The organism is Catalinimonas locisalis (genome assembly GCF_038039535.1).
In the GTDB taxonomy this organism is placed as follows: domain Bacteria; phylum Bacteroidota; class Bacteroidia; order Cytophagales; family Cyclobacteriaceae; genus Catalinimonas.
Window position 1 is genome coordinate 1 of sequence record NZ_JBBPHP010000072.1, and the last position, 16730, is coordinate 16730.

At 39.8% G+C, this 16730-nt stretch carries 21 protein-coding genes; 5 read left to right on the plus strand and 16 right to left on the minus strand.

Translation table 11 applies throughout. The features are described from left to right. Nucleotides 1-229 precede the first annotated feature (229 nt). The 7 genes from WJR50_RS33010 to WJR50_RS33040 all read right to left on the minus strand — a co-directional run bounded on the left by WJR50_RS33010 (nt 230) and on the right by WJR50_RS33040 (nt 4701). Entirely contained in the window at nt 230-490 is a 261-nt protein-coding gene (locus WJR50_RS33010) for a hypothetical protein (protein ID WP_341297592.1), read from the minus strand. Between the two features lie 260 nt (nt 491-750). Then, nucleotides 751-1422 carry a hypothetical protein gene (locus tag WJR50_RS33015; RefSeq protein ID WP_341297593.1) on the minus strand — a complete coding sequence of 224 codons (672 nt, stop codon included), beginning with the start codon at nt 1420-1422 and terminating at the stop codon, nt 751-753. Between the two features lie 32 nt (nt 1423-1454). Next, on the minus strand, nt 1455-2015 hold the full coding sequence (locus WJR50_RS33020; RefSeq protein ID WP_341297594.1) for a hypothetical protein: 561 nt from the start codon (nt 2013-2015) through the stop codon (nt 1455-1457). Next, entirely contained in the window at nt 2008-2211 is a 204-nt protein-coding gene (locus WJR50_RS33025) for a ribbon-helix-helix protein, CopG family (RefSeq protein ID WP_341297595.1), read from the minus strand. Before WJR50_RS33025 ends, WJR50_RS33020 begins: the two co-directional genes overlap by 8 nt. 28 nt (nt 2212-2239) lie before the next feature. Continuing rightward, nucleotides 2240-4243, minus strand: coding sequence for a hypothetical protein (locus WJR50_RS33030; RefSeq protein ID WP_341297596.1), 2004 nt, complete (start codon nt 4241-4243; stop codon nt 2240-2242). Next, nucleotides 4182-4562: a hypothetical protein gene (locus tag WJR50_RS33035; RefSeq protein ID WP_341297597.1), complete on the minus strand. Its 381-nt coding sequence runs from the start codon at nt 4560-4562 to the stop codon at nt 4182-4184. Before WJR50_RS33035 ends, WJR50_RS33030 begins: the two co-directional genes overlap by 62 nt. After that, nucleotides 4552-4701 (minus strand): hypothetical protein, encoded by a 150-nt coding sequence (locus WJR50_RS33040; protein ID WP_341297598.1) that lies wholly within the window; start codon nt 4699-4701, stop codon nt 4552-4554. The genes WJR50_RS33035 and WJR50_RS33040 overlap by 11 nt, the downstream gene beginning before the upstream one ends. A gap of 442 nt (nt 4702-5143) precedes the next feature. On the opposite strand from WJR50_RS33040, the gene WJR50_RS33045 reads away from it, so the two are divergent. Further along, nucleotides 5144-5464 (plus strand): hypothetical protein, encoded by a 321-nt coding sequence (locus WJR50_RS33045; RefSeq protein ID WP_341297599.1) that lies wholly within the window; start codon nt 5144-5146, stop codon nt 5462-5464. A gap of 272 nt (nt 5465-5736) precedes the next feature. Here the strand turns inward: WJR50_RS33045 and WJR50_RS33050 are convergent, their stop codons facing one another. The 4 genes from WJR50_RS33050 to WJR50_RS33065 form a co-directional block, all read right to left on the minus strand. After that, nucleotides 5737-7038: a terminase large subunit domain-containing protein gene (locus WJR50_RS33050; protein ID WP_341297600.1), complete on the minus strand. Its 1302-nt coding sequence runs from the start codon at nt 7036-7038 to the stop codon at nt 5737-5739. Next, entirely contained in the window at nt 7022-7492 is a 471-nt protein-coding gene (locus WJR50_RS33055) for a hypothetical protein (protein WP_341297601.1), read from the minus strand. Before WJR50_RS33055 ends, WJR50_RS33050 begins: the two co-directional genes overlap by 17 nt. 124 nt (nt 7493-7616) lie before the next feature. Beyond that, nucleotides 7617-10739 carry a DUF3854 domain-containing protein gene (locus WJR50_RS33060; protein ID WP_341297602.1) on the minus strand — a complete coding sequence of 1041 codons (3123 nt, stop codon included), beginning with the start codon at nt 10737-10739 and terminating at the stop codon, nt 7617-7619. Then, the gene (locus WJR50_RS33065) at nt 10733-10963 is read right to left on the minus strand and encodes a hypothetical protein (RefSeq protein WP_341297603.1); all 231 of its coding nucleotides are present in this window, start codon (nt 10961-10963) and stop codon (nt 10733-10735) included. Before WJR50_RS33065 ends, WJR50_RS33060 begins: the two co-directional genes overlap by 7 nt. A gap of 449 nt (nt 10964-11412) precedes the next feature. Between WJR50_RS33065 and WJR50_RS33070 the strand changes: the two genes are divergently transcribed. Beyond that, nucleotides 11413-11952 (plus strand): hypothetical protein, encoded by a 540-nt coding sequence (locus tag WJR50_RS33070; protein WP_341297604.1) that lies wholly within the window; start codon nt 11413-11415, stop codon nt 11950-11952. Nucleotides 11953-12095: 143 nt separating this feature from the next. Further along, nucleotides 12096-12824, plus strand: coding sequence for a hypothetical protein (locus WJR50_RS33075; protein ID WP_341297605.1), 729 nt, complete (start codon nt 12096-12098; stop codon nt 12822-12824). Between the two features lie 344 nt (nt 12825-13168). On the opposite strand, the gene WJR50_RS33080 is transcribed toward WJR50_RS33075, so the two are convergent. The 4 genes from WJR50_RS33080 to WJR50_RS33095 are packed head-to-tail and all read right to left on the minus strand — an operon-like array spanning nt 13169 to nt 14754. Then, nucleotides 13169-13468 carry a DUF4236 domain-containing protein gene (locus tag WJR50_RS33080; protein WP_341297606.1) on the minus strand — a complete coding sequence of 100 codons (300 nt, stop codon included), beginning with the start codon at nt 13466-13468 and terminating at the stop codon, nt 13169-13171. Then, on the minus strand, nt 13468-13725 hold the full coding sequence (locus tag WJR50_RS33085; RefSeq protein ID WP_341297607.1) for a hypothetical protein: 258 nt from the start codon (nt 13723-13725) through the stop codon (nt 13468-13470). The genes WJR50_RS33080 and WJR50_RS33085 overlap by 1 nt, the downstream gene beginning before the upstream one ends. 22 nt (nt 13726-13747) lie before the next feature. Beyond that, nucleotides 13748-13876 carry a hypothetical protein gene (locus WJR50_RS33090; protein ID WP_341297608.1) on the minus strand — a complete coding sequence of 43 codons (129 nt, stop codon included), beginning with the start codon at nt 13874-13876 and terminating at the stop codon, nt 13748-13750. After that, nucleotides 13876-14754, minus strand: coding sequence for an ERF family protein (locus WJR50_RS33095; protein ID WP_341297609.1), 879 nt, complete (start codon nt 14752-14754; stop codon nt 13876-13878). The genes WJR50_RS33090 and WJR50_RS33095 overlap by 1 nt, the downstream gene beginning before the upstream one ends. Before the next feature lie 190 nt (nt 14755-14944). Between WJR50_RS33095 and WJR50_RS33100 the strand changes: the two genes are divergently transcribed. Beyond that, entirely contained in the window at nt 14945-15592 is a 648-nt protein-coding gene (locus tag WJR50_RS33100) for an AAA family ATPase (protein WP_341297610.1), read from the plus strand. Then, complete coding sequence (locus tag WJR50_RS33105; RefSeq protein ID WP_341297611.1) at nt 15592-15837, plus strand: hypothetical protein; 246 nt, start codon at nt 15592-15594, stop codon at nt 15835-15837. The genes WJR50_RS33100 and WJR50_RS33105 overlap by 1 nt, the downstream gene beginning before the upstream one ends. A 139-nt stretch (nt 15838-15976) precedes the next feature. Here WJR50_RS33105 and WJR50_RS33110 read toward each other — a convergent pair whose 3' ends face one another. Continuing rightward, entirely contained in the window at nt 15977-16513 is a 537-nt protein-coding gene (locus WJR50_RS33110) for a hypothetical protein (RefSeq protein ID WP_341297612.1), read from the minus strand. Nucleotides 16514-16730: the final 217 nt, after the last annotated feature.

Genomic DNA, 16730 nt, shown 5'->3' on the forward strand with positions numbered 1-16730 from the left:
TCCATCACTCCCAACTTTAAATCCTATTCCCTGGCAAAGGAAAAGATTGAAGAGATCCTGTATTTGCGTAAGCACAATATGACTTATGATGAATGGATCCAGGCAGGGAGGAAGCGCTAGTCTGTATCATACCCATACTTCCAGCAAAGCTTCCTATACTCATACTTCCACCGGTTCGGATGAATAAAGGGTGTCATAAGGATGACTTCCAGGATGAACTTTAGCTTTTTCATAGGATATGGTTTAGCTGAATATCATCTACATAGCCTAGTAAATGTTCGGTATTGTCAAAGGCTTCAATTGATGTAATCTTGTTCTCATCGCTGCTATAGGTCACCTCTACAAAGAAGTCCTCCAGCTGGTACAGGGTAAAGGCATACTTAGTGAATACCTTAATCGTCATCTTGCTACCATAAGCCCAAAGGTATTGAGCACGGTAGGTTAGTGATAACTCCATGAATCCTTCTAAGGTCATTCTTTCTTCTTCCATGTGCCAGGTAACAGAAAAGCCCGGGAGTGTAAGACCGGGCTTAACTATGTTTAACGTAACAACAAAGTAAAACTATGTTGATGTAAATTACGCTACTAGTGCGATAAAATACCGCTGCTATTTAGTGAGAATATTACGGTGTAAGGAAAATGAAAAGCCCAGCACAAAACTGCACCGGGCCAATCAAATCAATCAATAAAAACAACAGAAAGCAGCCGCACGCACTCCCACGCTTTGGCTGCTTTTCCCAGCAAAGAAAGCTAAACTACCTGTTCTTCTGTTTCTTCAATGAGTTCTGACCTCCTGGGATAAGGAAGGGACGAATGAAAAATATCCTTGAAGGGCCTTACATTACCACCTAATGCCGGCGCAATCCGCTCAAGATTAATCTCTATACCAGTAGTCTTTTTTACCTCTTCCCTGATGGCTATTATCTGCTTCAAAGCATCATACACCTTTTTGTCTACTGGGGTAGTGGCTTTTTCGGTATTTCTTTCCATTACAGACTCTTTCCACTTATCGGAAATGATCACCTTGGTACCACCTTCACGCACTGCATAAGCAGATAGATCCGCATACTGTTGCTTATGAATGTTCTGCATAGTTGCTCTGGCATAATTGATGGCCAATTGATAATCTGGATGCTTAATATCAAGCGTCTCAAGCTTTACCTTAAAGCCTCCTGCCATTTCAGGAACCGCAATGGTTTTGAAGTATAGGTCCTTAATGCTATCCGGATTCTTAAGCATAGCGTGCAGTGACTCAGTGATCAGTGCCGGCATATCTTCGCTTGTTTCTTCCATGGCTGAAGCTTGCTTTCTGAGTTCATTGTATACATTGGCGAACTCCTGGACTGAATGTAGAGAGAGGTTAGCTGCTCTATAAGCATCACTTACTCTTCTTTCGTTTACTGAAATTAAATAATCATTCATTGCAATTATGATTTAGATGTTAATAATTGATTCTAGTATCTGGACAAAATCTTTTGTCTGTTTGCTGCGGCTGAAGACTCATGAGCAAATGCCTCTTTTTTGCAGGATTGAAGCTTAATCATCAAACTATTAGATGCTTTTGAGTTGACCTTTCCCAGGGATGAAATTACCCTATCCAATTGCTGAGAAATGTCAAACATATCTCCCTCAACGGTTAACAAGCTATCCAATTGATTTTTTACCTCAGAGGGAAGCCCTACTATCCTGCCGGAAGGAAGCTTTTGAAGTACTTTACTAGGAATGCTTTTCTGATACTGACTTTCTCTTAGGCCACGGATAGCATCAAGTACATTCCTTGGTTTTGGCTCGGGCTTAGACTGTGCCTGGCTTTCTTCTTCCTTTACAAACTTTTTGATTTTCAGCTTAAGAGTATTCATAGCCTTTTCATCTTCCATTTGCTGAGTAACCTTCCTAATCCGGTCCTCCCTGTTTCTTTCATACTCTGACATGCTGGCTCTGCGGTTGGCCTCAGCTTTAGCCTTATGGTCAGCTCTGATCTGGGCCATGGTCTTTTTGAATTCCTGATCATTCATGACTTATCTCTTTTTGTAGTTGTGAATACATGATTTCCGCTTTGGGAGGCATAGCAATACCAATGTAATGCTTAATGGCCCTGCGGATTACTTCCGGTCTGTTCTTTTGCTGTAGACCGGCAATTTTTGCTAATTTATCCCAGTCGCCGGAGGGTATCTTTACCACCCTGGGGATGAGATTCTTTTCTTCTGCCATATCATTATGATTTAGATGTAATTGATTATTAGATAGAAGTGATATTGATCTTGTTGTTATAGCGGTCCTGATGCTTCACAAACTCTTGGAAGCTAACTACTGGCGGCTTCTGGTTTTTCAGATAATGTAATATTTGCGTTTGCTCCACATTAGCATTAGCCGAACGGTTAGCCTGGATCACTCCACCTGTGGCATAGTGTGTTTTAGGAGTTGAGCTTCTTACCAAGGGTACACCGCCGCCTGCTACATTGATTGCTGATAGTTCGTGTTTGAAAATCTTTGCGCTATTCGCATTGATCATTACTTCTCCATCACTACCCATCAGTGGAACGCTGTCGCTTGTTGCGGTGCCTGGGCCTCTTACCCATCCCCCTTTATTCAGCTTCACAATCTTGCCTACATTAAGCAGTCCCTGCCCTACGGTAGCCGCTGCACTGATGAAAGAAAATGGAGGGGGAAAAGCTGCCAATGCTTTGTTGGCCGCTGCGTAAGTGGATGCCGTAGCCTGGGCAATGTTGGCGGCTTTGCCAATGGCTGTCTGTTCATTAGTGATACCTACAATCTGGCCTGCAACGTTTTGGGCTGCTTCTGTTTTTGTGGCACCTGCTGTTATTTCAGATTGTAACTCGGCACTTCTCAATGCATCCTTTGCAGCTTTCTCTTTTTGTGCTGCCTGTATGCGTAAGTTTGCAACCTGTTCAGCGTTCCTAACTTCCGGAGAAGATGCCGGATCCCCTAAGCTTTCCTGCTTCAATGATTGCAGTTTCTCAAGAGTAATAATCTCTCTGTTCAGCCTATACTCATTGATTTCATCAGTAGTCTGCTTATCTATCTGGGCACGTACAGTATTGCGCTGGTTGCTTATGGTCCTTAGCTTTTCTTCTGCCTGAGTCTGGGCCTGTAATGAAGCTACCCGGGCTTCCTGCAAAGCTTCATCATCAGCAATAAGGTTTTCTCCTAATGCCTGCTGTCTGCGTAATAGATCTTCTTCACGTTCAAGCAACCCAACCTTTAATCTGGTAAGTTCTGCCTGCTTTTCTAAGGCTAAAGTTAAATCTCTTTCCCTGGCAAGTAATGAACGTTCGGTATTTTCCCCATCGCTCTGAAGTTTTGCTATCTGCAATTCAAGCTGAGCCTCTCTGTACTTCTGATTGATGCGGTCCCTTGCTAACTGCTGCCGCTCTCTCTCAATCTGTAGCGCTGCCTTACCTTCCGTTATGATCTCATCTCCAACTCCCGATATAGAAGCCCTGAGCGTTTCTGCTGCCTGCTGAAAGTTTCCAGAAAAGAATTGATATAATCCTTCACCAACCTGTATGGCTCTGTCTCTGATGACATCCATACCGGCCCCCAGGTAGCTAAGGAATTGATTGAGTTTATCTGCTCCACGCTGGGAAGACTGGAAGTAAGTAACCAAACTACCCAGGGCAACCAATACCAAACCAATGCCGGTACTAGCTAATGCTACTTTGAATGCTTTCAGCTTGGTAACATTCCCACCGATGCCAGCGCTTACCGCATGGTGACCATCGGCAAGATCACCCAAGGAGACGCCATAGATTCTATGTTGGCCAATAGCATCTTTAATGGAGTTGGTATAGTTACCCACGGAACGGCGGTAATCATCCCCGGCCTCTTCATTTTGTTTAATCCGTTGGCTTAACTGCTTCATCTGAGCGTCAAGCCTGGACGCTTCTCTTACCCCTTCCTCAGTGCTTTGATTTACTGCATTGCGTTGCTTAGTGAGTTCGGCTAATCGGGCACGTAGGGCATTGATACTACCGGCCTCTGCCTGGCTAACCTTGATTGCCTGCCGTTGCTCTGCTGACTTCTGCTTGATTTCATTCTTAACGGCCAATATATCCCGGGCATATTGCTCTTGAGAAATACTGCCATCTTTGACAGCCTTATTTAATTCACGCTGCCGGTTCCTTAATTGCTGGATTTCGGCCTCAAGCCTCTGGGCTTCTTTATTGGCCTTCTGCTGATCTAATTCTACTTGAATCAGAATCTTCTCTTCCTGATCTGCCATGTGTTTTACTCTTCTTGTGGTCTTTACTAAATATGATAATCACTACTGCCGCGACTGAGATAATCAAAAAAGGCAATGTCACAATCCCCAATACAGCCATTATTAAGACTGTGAGAATCTTAGCATACATTGGTGCTTCCTGCCACCATAAAGGCATTTTAGGCTGAGCTTTCTTTTCCTCTTCACGCCGCCTGATCTTTTCCAGGTCTATTTCATTGAGTAAAAACCTTTGATCAAGTGATACTCTTTTATTATCGTACTCAGCATCCTGAGCCAACTGCCTGATGATGATGTCGGACATTCCCTTGTTAATCTTCATTGGTATATCTAATTAATCGCTTCTGTGCCTCAATGATGGTGTTTTCTTGAGTGAGTAGTTGGCAGCTTAGGTAGGTGATATTATCGGGATGATAGGACGTGATAAACTTACCAGACCGTTGCAATCTGTAGTTAATCATATTGGTAAATCTCCTCTTAAAAACTAGATAGAAGATAGCACTTTCGTCCGCTCTCAAACCCTTAATTTTGATTGATTTTTACCGTATTAATATACAAAATATCAAAGTAGTAAACTACTACAAAACCCTTTAAAATGGCTTTATTTCAAATATTTATACTTAATGGCTATTAAATAAAAGGCAAACAAAAGCCCCAGCATTTCAGCCGGGGCCGCGGCGTAACTCCGGTCTTACCGGAAAGCCTGTGACGATTACACTATAGTATACGAATATGGTGTCGACAAAGATTCGACCGGGTGTATGGTGACGGTTATTCTTAGTAGTATAGTTATATGAATAGGTGTCACTCTTTTAATGGGTAGGCCACTAAAGTTACTTAATAAAACTTATGTTAAACAGTTATGAATCAATCACTTATATATTGTATATTACCATCATGATATTGACACTTGAACAGGCGCAAAAAATTAAAGAAGACTATTCTTATCTTTTTATTGATGGCGAAAGATATATTGTGATCGTTCCTGATGATGATAGTAAAAATGAATATATTAAACATTTAAATGATGTCATTTTTGATGGAACGTACAATGAAGATTATATTCCGAAATCTTCAAATGAAAACTATGATGTCATCATTATTGAATACTTTGATAGTGTTCTAAATAATAAATTTCATGCACCAAGATTGATTGATTGGATTTATAAAAACAATATTGATTTTAACCATAAAAACTATGGCCTTGAATCCCCTCAGAAATAGCCATTATCTTGGTATAATCCTACCTGTTTAACATAATGGTGATTATTAAACTTTTGTGATACCCCTAAAGTGATATTTCTATTCTTAGTTTATGGACCATGTTTGCTGCGCTTCTTGCGCCAAAATTTGCGGCATTCCCTTGTGAATGTTTACATGATAGCGCTTCATTCTTTGGGTAATAGCAAATTTGCTGTCATCCCTCCTGAGCATTTGACATAGCAGCTTAACAGGATCCGGATAATGCTTCTTCCAGTATATCAAATCATACTTTGTCATACTAATCTGGCTTTACCTCTATACACTGGTTTCAATTCAAAATGCATTCTCATCATAATAGCATCGGAGAAGTCCGGGCTTCTTCCTATCATTTGCTTTACTTTTTCTTTGGGCACCACTCCCTTTTTCTTATCGCTGTCTACTTCCAACTGCTTGACCTGCTGAAGCTCTTCAATGATAGCATCCCGTATACTGGTATCTCTGGTCATGACATACAGCTTTGCACTGTTGACCATATCAGCCAGCTTGAAATAACACTGGGATTTAAGGTTTACATACTGCTCATTATTCAATGGCCTGCTATTACCTACAAAACCTTTGCAGGCTACCATATCTACCACGCCGGAGCCTAAGCCATCTTCATCTACTAACGTTCTGGATGATGGCACCCCGTATTGCTTTTGCATCCTTTTGATGAGTTCTGCTGCATCGGTAATGGAGTTTCTTTCAACCACCTGGATATTGATAAGCCTCAATCCATTCCAGGCACAAATGACAGTCTTATCCGTACCATACCGGGCAATGTCGGCAGTGATATACTTATCACCTTCTTTTGCATGCTCATTGCTGAATAGGTCCGTAATGCTGTCGTATTCTATCAATGCTGCCGGATCGTCATCATATTCAAAGTTGCCATTGAGTAAGCGTTCCTTTTTGATTTTATCCGTGGTATTCTTCAGGTTCTCAATATATTCAGCAGGCAGATAAGGGTTATCAGTAACAAAGGCCCTGATAAATACTGTATGCTTCGGCAATGTGCCATCAATAAAAGGCCGATAGATATCGGAATATATCCAGTTTTTTTTAGGATTGAAGGTAATAAGGATCTTGCCCAGGATGTCAAATAAATCATTGTGATGCCTGCCTACTCTTCCCTTTAGGGTATCAAAAGCCCCAAAGTCAACTTCTCCACCTTCCTCTATCCAGCCGCCGGTATACTCAATTGATCCGTAACGCTCATACAATGGATCTGAAGGAAGATAACGCAAATCAAGCAAGTCAATACGGCTACCATTGGTAAGCTCAATGTAATTATCCTGCAAGTTGGTATGATAGTCTACAAACTTTCTCATCTTACATACCTTATGCCAGGTGATAAGCGTAGACTGCCGGATTCTCTTTAATTCCTCCCGGCCAATAAACCACCGGGTACCGGGATAAGCATTTGCCATAAATAGCAGCCAGAAACAACCGAGAAACGATTTTCCACCGCCAGCTGCTCCGCCATATGCAATGTACTTGGTAGTACTATCCATCAAGTACTTAAATGCTAACTGTTGTTTAATCGTCCCCTTCATGGCTACCAAAGAATTCTTCTAGTGTTTTCTTTACATCATAGGGCTCTCCCTCATGCTTATGATTGAAGTCCTTTTGATCCCTCCATTGGTCCGGCCTGCGATTCTTTAGCCAATGTATGGCCGCCTGGGTGTCCGGTGGGTATCGCTTGATGACCTTAGCAGTAATGATCTGGCCTTGGTACTGACTGATGTAAGTATCTTCATGCTCGTAACCTATTGCCCTTTTGAATAACCTTGCAGCTACTTCAGCATCACTATCAATCTTTCCTTTTCTCAAAGCCTCTGCAAAATCGGGATAATCCTTTTTCCAGTTGTTAATAGTAGGCTCTGTTACTTCAAAGAAGTCTGCCAGTTCATTATCTGTAGCTCCTAACATGCAGAGCTTCATGGCCTGCTGGGCATACTTGTTTTGATATTTACTTTTGGGGCCTCTTTTTGTGGTTTTCTCGCTCATAACTCATTCACGTATGTGGACTAAAATAATATACGAATATTATCGCCCTTTTACTACTTAAAATACAATTCAATATGTCTTACAAGTACCTCAAACATGGGGTAAACTGTTTTTTGTTATAATCCTAGAAAGGTGACTCTTCTTTTGGTTTATGGGTATCCATAGTAACGTGACAGTTCTTAGTAATATCTATATTATATGCAGTACTGTCACATTGCTTTTTATTGGTGATAGTGTTACAGAACTCTATAGTATTTATATTTAATGGAGTAGTGTCACACTTTTTGCAATATGCCTGCATGGTCATCCTCTCCTGGATTAAGTATTGCCCTTTTCTGTCTCTCTTTGTGCTGAAAAGCATTTTAAAGAAATGGCCGTGACTCTTTCCTATCCTCAGGTGTTTGTAGTCTCTAAACTCATAATCAATAAGTTCTTTGATCTCTGCCGGCGAATAGCGCTCCCCTACCGTAAATACGTTAATTACTCTTTGGTAAAGGTCTCGGTTTACTTTGTCTACAGCTGACAGATTCTTAGCATATAGGGTATAGATGATTGCTAGTTGTTGCTTTACGCTGCTATTGAATTCAGTATACTTGCTTTCAATCAGATTAATCATTCCCTCATCCTCCTGCATGTAGCTAGTGAGGTAAAGGTACTTACTGATGATTTTTACTATATGCTTTTTGACATTACGGTCAATTCCTTCACACCATTTTTTGTAATCAGGATCTTGCTGTATGTTGCTGGGAATTGCTGTTAATTGCTCCCGGGCCTTTCGTCTGAGCTTAGCATCTACTTTGGAGGTATTAACCAGGTACAAAGCATACTGAAGATTTTCACGTACTTTTTTGAAAGCTATATCCTTATCACTCTTTTTCTTAGCTTTTACATCTTCCTGCTGCTCTTCAATTTCAGAAGAACTCACTTCCCGGGTTCCATTATCAGTTACAGTAAAATATCGGCGTAGCTCATCTACCCGTTGTTCATTGGATAACCACTCATTGCGCTGCCTGATCCAGTTGCGGACGCTTCGAAATTCATTGAAGCGGCCATCTTGTCTTAGAAAGTCTGAGGCCTCAATAATAGACTTTTGTATTTGATGATACTTAGAAGCTTCCTGAGCATCCTTAACGGTGATCATGTCATTCAGCTTATCATACATTTTTCTAAGCGCTTCAAAGTCGCTAAAATGCTCTTGCCTGAAAGTCTGGTATGACTTGTAGTAACCTCTTTTGGTATCGGCTGCAGTAAGGAAATAATCAATCTCAACCTGTTCACAATTCCGGAAACGTCCGGCAATTTGCCTGATGTTGTGGCCCCATCTTTCACCAAAAATTGCTACACGTCCTATATTGGTATTCTTAACGTCAGCTGACTCATAAAGTAATGGAGTAGTAAGTACTACCAATGGTTTGCCGTTGGTTGGTATTGTGCCGGCGTTAACCAGGCTTTTCCATATCTCAGAATTTGCCTTTATATCATCATCACTGTACAGTTGGGCAATGTCTATGCCTTTGCTAGAAAGTATCTTTGACAGTTGATTGATTCTATCAATAGACTGAATGAAGATGATGTATACTTTCTCTTCACTAGCATTAATCTGCTTTACATAATGCTCAACTTCTGAAGCGTAGATATTAAGAGACTGAGCAATATTGAATGAAGTTTTCCCATCCTTCATCAATTCAGTGTAATTAATGCTAACCTTAGGATCCTGGGCTCTTAATACTTCAACTTCATAGATACTGTGAGACTTATAGAAGTCTCTGAACTCAGTGCCGGTAAGGAAGATTGTTTTTGCGCCACATGAAAGGATGTACTCCAAGTTCGCTTCAGTATCAGCAAAATTGTCAATGAATCCTTTATGTGCTTCATCATAGATAATAACATCGTCAGGCCCTGGGGCAAACTCCGGCAATCTTGATGCATGGCAATTGATGATTCTACGCTGCCCTACAAACTGCTTTTCTTCCGGATCTGTGTATTGATTGTATACGCAGATATCCAACTCTAAACCTGATGGGTTATTCTTTGCATTGGTATACTGGGAGGCTTTCTGCTCACTTGCCAGATTGTTATGATAGCAGAAGAAAATTCTACCGGTAAATGTTGGATCATTCAACTTATGCCAGGCATAGCGGTAAGCAATATCAGTTTTGCCCGTACCAGTACGAGCGGTAAGCGCTGACATGTGCCTCACATTCCAGATTCTAAAGAGTTGCTCTAATTCTTCAGACGTGTATTTATCTACTCTCAGCTGTAAATCTGCTTGCGCTTCATTGACTGAAGAAAGAATATACCGGGCAATCTTTTTTAAACTCTTCTCATCTACAACAAAGCTTTTAAAATATGCGGTATGGTTGTCAGTAGCTAATGCTTTTTTGATGTATTCAACCTTACTACGCTCAGCATTGATGACATCATCCAGGCCTTTACCTGGGGCACTATCAGCAATATGCTTGTAGATAAGTTTAATACCTAACTTCTGGCAGGCATACCACACATTGCGGATGCTGGCATAAAAGCTTGCTGCTCTATCTGGCTTATTGAGATTGTCTAAAGCATCCTGATCATGGATGTACACAACTTCTTTTACACCATATTCAGAAAAGAATTCCTGTAGCTCGGGTAAGAACTCAGCATCTATTGTTTTGCCTGTAAGTGAGTTCTTTTTGGTTCTTACAAATAGATGGATCCCCCCAGCTCCTACCGTGGGTATACCTTGCGCGCCGGCAGCTGTAGCTTTCTTTTCACCTTCAGTAAGATACACTCTTTTAAGCCTCTTTACTCCCTGGCTGTAAAAATGCTGATAGATGGGATTTAGAAACGCATAGTACCCGGTGCCAGGATCGGTAAGGTACTTAGCATTCTCCCATTCCAGGCCGGCAGCAAAACGGAATCTTCTGAATTCTGATTCTTTAGCTTTATCATTGGTAGCCCAATAGATTTGGCCTTTGTGATTGGTATAAAGAATGCTGATGCCGTGGAGGTCCTGCACATAGCCTTTTTGGCTAATATGCATTTTAGTGGTTGGACTGAATTGCTCAGCGGATACACTATTGCCTGTACGGGGATCTGTAACGGTAATGGTATTAGAGCGTTTGGTAAGCCCTATTTCGGTAAGCGTAGCCTTGCAGTATTCTATAGAACGCTGTTTGTATTGGCTATGCGATGCTTCTTTTTTGTACTTGCTTCCTACCCGGCGTTTTAACTTGCCATCAATGATTTTAGTCTCAGAGGTTAGCATACTGGACGCCCCTCCTTTGGCAAAACGAATGATAGTATTTTTCTTTCTTTCTCGTCTATCTCCTGGCTTAATTCCTTAAGCAATAACAAGAGTTCGTCCCTGGATTTTTCCAGTTCTGCAATTTGATCTAAAGCTTTGAGAAAGTCTTGTACGGTGGATTGTTCTCCGGTAAATGTACCGGATTCGGGCGGATTCAATGCGCCCTGGCATGAAAGAGATTTCATTTTTGTTCATAATTCTTTTTTTGACATAGCCTCTAAATTTCGACACGAGGCAGAAGCAAAGCGCTTCATACTGCCATTTTAAGCAGATTTTAGCTTATTACAAAGTGAAAAGGAATGTAATTTTTAAGCAAGTTTTTCTTGCAAAACTACTATAGTTAAAGTTTATATTTAAGAGGGGGTATTTAACAAGTTGACAATCAGTCGTTTAAAAAGCAAAAAGCCCAAAGGTGTCGAGGCTTTGGGCTTGGAATGTCGTAAAAGAATTATGACAGAAGCGAAAAAGGTTTTTAAATATACACAATTCTCGCTTTTTCTTATAACACAAATCTATCACTAAGAGAGCAAAATATGTAACACATTTTACCCTTCATAGCAAATATGCTGCATATTTTCCCGTATATTAGTATATCCCTATTGTATAGGGTGAAAGTGAATTATACCTACTGAATATGGAGAATAAAAAGAAAAGGATCAACTCTGTTTATGTAATCACCTTGGACAATAAGCCATTATTGAACCTAAAAGAAGAACTCTTGATCCAAAAGAATAATGAATATTTTGAGGGACTTTATAAAATTGTCGGCAGCAAAAAAGAGATAACTCATGAAGAGGCGCAGGCCTTTATAAATGCAATTGACACGATTGATGAAAGTTTAAGTAGTATAGATAAACTGAGAGACAGGTGGCAAGTAGAAGATACACCTTATATGGTTTGTTCTAACCTGACTATAGCATCAAAAATGTGTGCAATGTTGGTAAAAAGAATTGATGATGAGAGACTTGATAGAGTTAGTTACAAAAGGATGTATAACTTTTTCAAATCAGGGGAAGAGGATTATAAGATTAAGCTGCATTTATATGCAAAAGACAAAAAGGTAGTTATAGCAAATTTAACTGTTAGTAAGAGAGACCTCATAAGTAATCCTATATCTTGGGCTCAACAGCATGCAGATAGAAAAAAGCAGAAAGAAGCGAATGACGTATCATAAACCAAGCATTAACCTACCATAAATTCTCAGTTGCTTACCATTAAAACTCCGTGACTTTACCGTAAACTCCTATCAATTTAGCGTTAATGATGTATTAACTTAGCATTAATGATTTAATGTTAATTATAGCCTTATCTACTCAAATGGAATTTGCAATTATCATTCTACAGATAATCACTAGTCTATTAGCAACTGGATTGATTTTCTATGTAAGAGAAAAAGCTAAGAACCAAGCCCAGCTTGAAGACATAAAAGAGCTTACCAAATCTGTTGAGGAAGTTAAGCAGCGCTTTACTAAAGAAACTGAGTATTTGAGGGCGGAGCTTCAGGTTCTGACAAGTAAGAAGAGTCTCATATTTACTGAAGAGAAAGAGGCTATTATTCAATATTTTGCCAATCTGAATCAGTGGTTTCATGATGGTCTTAGCATACCTATAGTAGAGTACAATAATGGCAATCTACATAAGATTCAAGAAAAGCTAGATGAGATGGAAAAATATTATAATCAAACAAATATAGCTTACAGTAGAGTAGAGCTTTTTATTGAAGAAGAAACTTTGGTAAATATTGGCCATGTCTTAAATATTGAAACTATGATGATGCATCACTTCTGTAAAAGTATAATGCAAAAAGTTGAATCGGCCTTAAAGAGAGAAAAAGCCGTGGTTGATTTAATGACTTCTGAAGGCTTTGATATTAATGCGTTAGGCCAAAAAATGAAAGACTATTACTTGTATGAATCTAGAGATTCTAGGGAAAAAAGAGAGAAAGCAGTAGATGAATATTTTGAAAAAATACCAGATTACTCTGGGCCTGTAGGCATTCAGAGGATAAAGTTTATAAAACAAGCTCGTAACTACCTAAATTCATAGGGTTACCTCCCCGTAAATTATCATAATCCTAGCATTAACGAAATGGCCTAAATGGGGCCGTGGCAGATTCCTTTCCCTTAAGTCCTCCGGTAAGCTTCATTAACCTACAGTAGACTACGTTAGGCTCCGGTAAGCTTCACTAAGCTACATTAGGCTATAGTAAGCCAAATTAAGCTATACTATACCCAAAATTAGCCAACGTCAACCAACATTACCCAAATTGAGCATTAGCAGTCCTTAAAAGAGTTTTGGGGGCACCAAAAACACATCTTGCTTATCAGCTGGTGAGAAAAAGAAAAAGCCCAGCTTTAGCCAGGCTTAAGTGATACAATCGTAAGGCATGACTACCTTATCAGATGCCTAATGAATCCAACCAACAAAGCAACCAGATACCACAACAACCGGCAAACATTGGCCACTATCAGAATTAACCCTCCTATGATCAACAGGATAAGCCCTATTTGATTATTACCCTTGCCCCTACCCTTTCTATAGGTTAGGCCCGGGATGCCTGTAAGCAGGCTAAAACCGTTAGGATTGAATGAGCCTATCTTAGTGCGGATACTGGGAGAAATACCGGACCGGCTAAAGTTTAGCCTTAGCCAGTCGGTAATCTTCTTTCTTTGTTGGAATCTAAAGCCCATCAGGCAACCTCTTTTGCTTTCATCGTATCTTCAACACTCTCTAAAAGGCTTAAGATTTGCTTTTTCAAAAAGTAAAACTCTGAAGCTTTCTTAGCATAATCTTCTCCAAATTCTCCACTTAATTTAGTCATGGTGATTTCAAATATCTCATCAAGAGTTGGCTTGACAGATTCAACTCCTCCAGTTTCAAAAATAAAGTCTGATACTTCGTTAATAATACTTTCTTTTTGTTCGGGTGATAAATTCTCAGTTCTCATAATTGAAAAGATTAAAGGTGGATTATTTATTTGAATTGGTTTTAGGCTTGACTTCTCCGGATCCGTGACATTCATCACAGACATGCTCATCTTTGAAGCCACTGCCCCGGCATTCAGGGCAAATGACTTTCTCTTTATCTACTGGCTTCATTATGCTGTCTGTTTTTGGGTGTACTGACGTTCTGCAATGGTCTGCTCTAATTCAGCTATTGCCTTAGTGATCCTACCAAAGGTCATCTTATTGATACCTGAGATCATTGCAGTACGCTCTTCTTCGGTAATCAAAGGATTAGCAAGCTTCTTAATGAGGTCCTTCTTATAGCTTATGGTAGCAGGATCCTCAGACTTTAGCTTATCAACTTTTGCCTGATACCTGGTAATCAAATCACTAATGGCTGAACGAGTACGGCCCCGGCGGTTATACTCAGCTTCTGCCTCTTCCATATCCTTATCAGTCAATAGAATCAGCATATCAAAAAGCATTTCAATTTGTCCAGGTGTACCCCCGGCAAACTTTCTTTTGAATGACATTAGTGGTTCATCACTAGGTACATATTCTTTCTTTTCAGGCTTTTTTGCGGGGGTAGTAACGGTAGTACTACCCTTTTCAGGTTGCGGCTCTTCTGCTTTATTATCCTGACTATCAGCATCCTTTATGTCATCAATGGCAAACAGTCCATTGAGCGCATACTTACGAGCATAGGAACTGGCAGAGCCTGTAATCTGCATGCTGTCCATACCCTTCTTTACTTCCTGCTCCCGGGCATAAGCAACATTGATAAAGGTCTGTTCTCCATTGGTAAGGGTAACAGTAGCTTTGATGTAGATCCTATCTCCTACCTGGATGATATCATCCTGACAGGTTATCCAGTAGCCCAGCGGATGCACTACTTTTTTAATTGCGTTCAATACGTCCTCACAGCTTCTGTAATTGAACTTGCTGTGATCGTTCCACTGTGATTTAGGAACATGAATCTTGCTTTGAATCTCTGCCAGTGTGATGGTCTGGCTTGCTTTCGTAGTTGTCATGATAAAAATGATTAAGTGATAATTAAGTGTAATGCTAATGTATGTATAATGTATAAGATATACAATATACTGTGTACATTTGTTTGATTTATTTGCTTTAATAAGGCATTTTGCAAAATAATTGTGTTTTTTGGTAAATAATTATTTAGTGTACTGTGTACATTACACTGTATAGTGTATATTTACAGTCATGGCAATAATAGTAGCATTCGCAACTCAAAAGGGAGGATCTGGGAAGAGCACCCTTACCGCGATTACAGCGGCTGCGATACATAACCGAACCAAAAAGAAAGTGCTTATCATAGATGCAGATAAGCAAGGCACTTTACGAGACCTCAGAGAACTGGAAGGCAATCCAGACAATGGGGTGCCGGTAGAGTTTTTCAACTGGCAGCAAAAAGGAAGTCATGAGAAATTCATTGACCTGGTAGATAAATCCGATCAGGAATATGATTTGATCTTCATTGACTCTCCGGGCCGGATAGATGAGAAGGAAACGAATCTAATCATAAGCGCCTCAGATATTGTAGTTGTTCCTCTGGTGGCTTCTCCTTTTGACGTGAAGTCTGCCCGGGCTTTCCTGGACGAAATAAAGCCTCTGGTTGATAAGCAGGATAAAACGGTAGTTGGTATCATCAATAAAAGAGATAGGACCGTAGAGCATGCAATACTATCCGGATTAGATGGGTATAACGGCATGGAGCTTATGACAGCTTACATTAGCAATCTGGCCAGGTACAAAAGGGATGTGAGCACAGTAAATGAGATTACTTCCCCTGATGATCCGACCGATGAATACAATCAATACATTAAAGAATTCCTCAAACTTATAAAGTGATGGCAAAGTCAAGATCAAGAAGAGACCTAATGAGTGAAGCTACAAAGGGTAGTGAAAAAGAATCCAGTGAGAGCAAAGATATGTTTGATGACCTGAGAAAAGTTAATGATGACAAATACAGTTCCTTCAGGATGAAAACGAATACCCTACAGCGATACAAGAAAATTGCTGCAAAGCGTGGGTTTGCTTTCCCTGGGGAATTAATACATAAAGTCCTTGATAAATGGGCTGATGAAAACGAATAGTATACAGTGTATTGTATACACTATACTGTATAATGTGTATTGTACAGTAATTTTACATTGACTTAATTGCAGGCATTAGGCGTTGTCATGATGCCTGATAATTAAGTGTAACCGCTGGGTGTGATGGCCTGGCGGTTTTTTAAAATCCTATCTTCCTTTTTTCTCCGCTTAATCTGTTGATCTCATAATAATTTTCTAAAGTTTCTTTTAGGTGAGTAGATATAAGTTCAATCAGTCTATTAAAGTCCCAATCTCCCTTACTTGGATATTCTGTTTCTGTTCCTGACTCTGCTCCTTCAATTTTGCAAGAAAAAACATTACCAGTTTTTTTGGATTTGTAGGATAAATAAAACCCCATGGCAATCCTTGGCCCAGGGTAAATATTTATCTCGTCATTTTGATTTGGCTCAAGATCAAAAATCATTTTAATATAGTATCCGCGTTGTTCAGGACTATATATAAGAGCGCTTTCAGCGTGAGGCGTTTGATTTTCATGTTCAGAATCATAAAACTGTAATTTTGACTCATGTACATTCTTAGGATTTCTGGGAATGTTTAATTTTTCCTGAATAGAATTTTTTAAACTGTTAAAGAATTTATGAGCTTGTTCAGATATATTTCTAATTTCTTGTTCTTTATCTTTTGCAAGCTGAGAGAGTTGATAATAGTCAAGCATGTTTTTTATTTTCAATATAACTTTTTATAGATCACTCACCAATGCTTAAATGAATTTAATATCTAATGTAAATGAACCGCCGCGACCTGGACAAACTCACATTCATCTGCCGGAAAGAACAAATCAACTTCTATGTAAAGAAGATAGTGGACGGCAATTACTCTATTTTCATTTCAGAAGAAAGAAGGTCCATCACTCCCAACTTTAAATCCTATTC

Bases quoted from the DNA above. Each gene is read 5' to 3' on its own strand.
- WJR50_RS33010 (WP_341297592.1), bottom strand. From the start codon at position 490: ATGGAAGAAGAAAGAATGACCTTAGAAGGATTCATGGAGTTATCACTA.
- WJR50_RS33015 (WP_341297593.1), bottom strand. From the start codon at position 1,422: ATGAATGATTATTTAATTTCAGTAAACGAAAGAAGAGTAAGTGATGCT.
- WJR50_RS33020 (WP_341297594.1), bottom strand. From the start codon at position 2,015: ATGAATGATCAGGAATTCAAAAAGACCATGGCCCAGATCAGAGCTGAC.
- WJR50_RS33025 (WP_341297595.1), bottom strand. From the start codon at position 2,211: ATGGCAGAAGAAAAGAATCTCATCCCCAGGGTGGTAAAGATACCCTCC.
- WJR50_RS33030 (WP_341297596.1), bottom strand. From the start codon at position 4,243: ATGGCAGATCAGGAAGAGAAGATTCTGATTCAAGTAGAATTAGATCAG.
- WJR50_RS33035 (WP_341297597.1), bottom strand. From the start codon at position 4,562: ATGAAGATTAACAAGGGAATGTCCGACATCATCATCAGGCAGTTGGCT.
- WJR50_RS33040 (WP_341297598.1), bottom strand. From the start codon at position 4,701: ATGATTAACTACAGATTGCAACGGTCTGGTAAGTTTATCACGTCCTAT.
- WJR50_RS33050 (WP_341297600.1), bottom strand. From the start codon at position 7,038: ATGAAGGGGACGATTAAACAACAGTTAGCATTTAAGTACTTGATGGAT.
- WJR50_RS33055 (WP_341297601.1), bottom strand. From the start codon at position 7,492: ATGAGCGAGAAAACCACAAAAAGAGGCCCCAAAAGTAAATATCAAAAC.
- WJR50_RS33060 (WP_341297602.1), bottom strand. From the start codon at position 10,739: ATGCTAACCTCTGAGACTAAAATCATTGATGGCAAGTTAAAACGCCGG.
- WJR50_RS33065 (WP_341297603.1), bottom strand. From the start codon at position 10,963: ATGAAATCTCTTTCATGCCAGGGCGCATTGAATCCGCCCGAATCCGGT.
- WJR50_RS33070 (WP_341297604.1), top strand. From the start codon at position 11,413: ATGGAGAATAAAAAGAAAAGGATCAACTCTGTTTATGTAATCACCTTG.
- WJR50_RS33075 (WP_341297605.1), top strand. From the start codon at position 12,096: ATGGAATTTGCAATTATCATTCTACAGATAATCACTAGTCTATTAGCA.
- WJR50_RS33080 (WP_341297606.1), bottom strand. From the start codon at position 13,468: ATGGGCTTTAGATTCCAACAAAGAAAGAAGATTACCGACTGGCTAAGG.
- WJR50_RS33085 (WP_341297607.1), bottom strand. From the start codon at position 13,725: ATGAGAACTGAGAATTTATCACCCGAACAAAAAGAAAGTATTATTAAC.
- WJR50_RS33090 (WP_341297608.1), bottom strand. From the start codon at position 13,876: ATGAAGCCAGTAGATAAAGAGAAAGTCATTTGCCCTGAATGCCGGGGC.
- WJR50_RS33095 (WP_341297609.1), bottom strand. From the start codon at position 14,754: ATGACAACTACGAAAGCAAGCCAGACCATCACACTGGCAGAGATTCAA.
- WJR50_RS33100 (WP_341297610.1), top strand. From the start codon at position 14,945: ATGGCAATAATAGTAGCATTCGCAACTCAAAAGGGAGGATCTGGGAAG.
- WJR50_RS33105 (WP_341297611.1), top strand. From the start codon at position 15,592: ATGGCAAAGTCAAGATCAAGAAGAGACCTAATGAGTGAAGCTACAAAG.
- WJR50_RS33110 (WP_341297612.1), bottom strand. From the start codon at position 16,513: ATGCTTGACTATTATCAACTCTCTCAGCTTGCAAAAGATAAAGAACAA.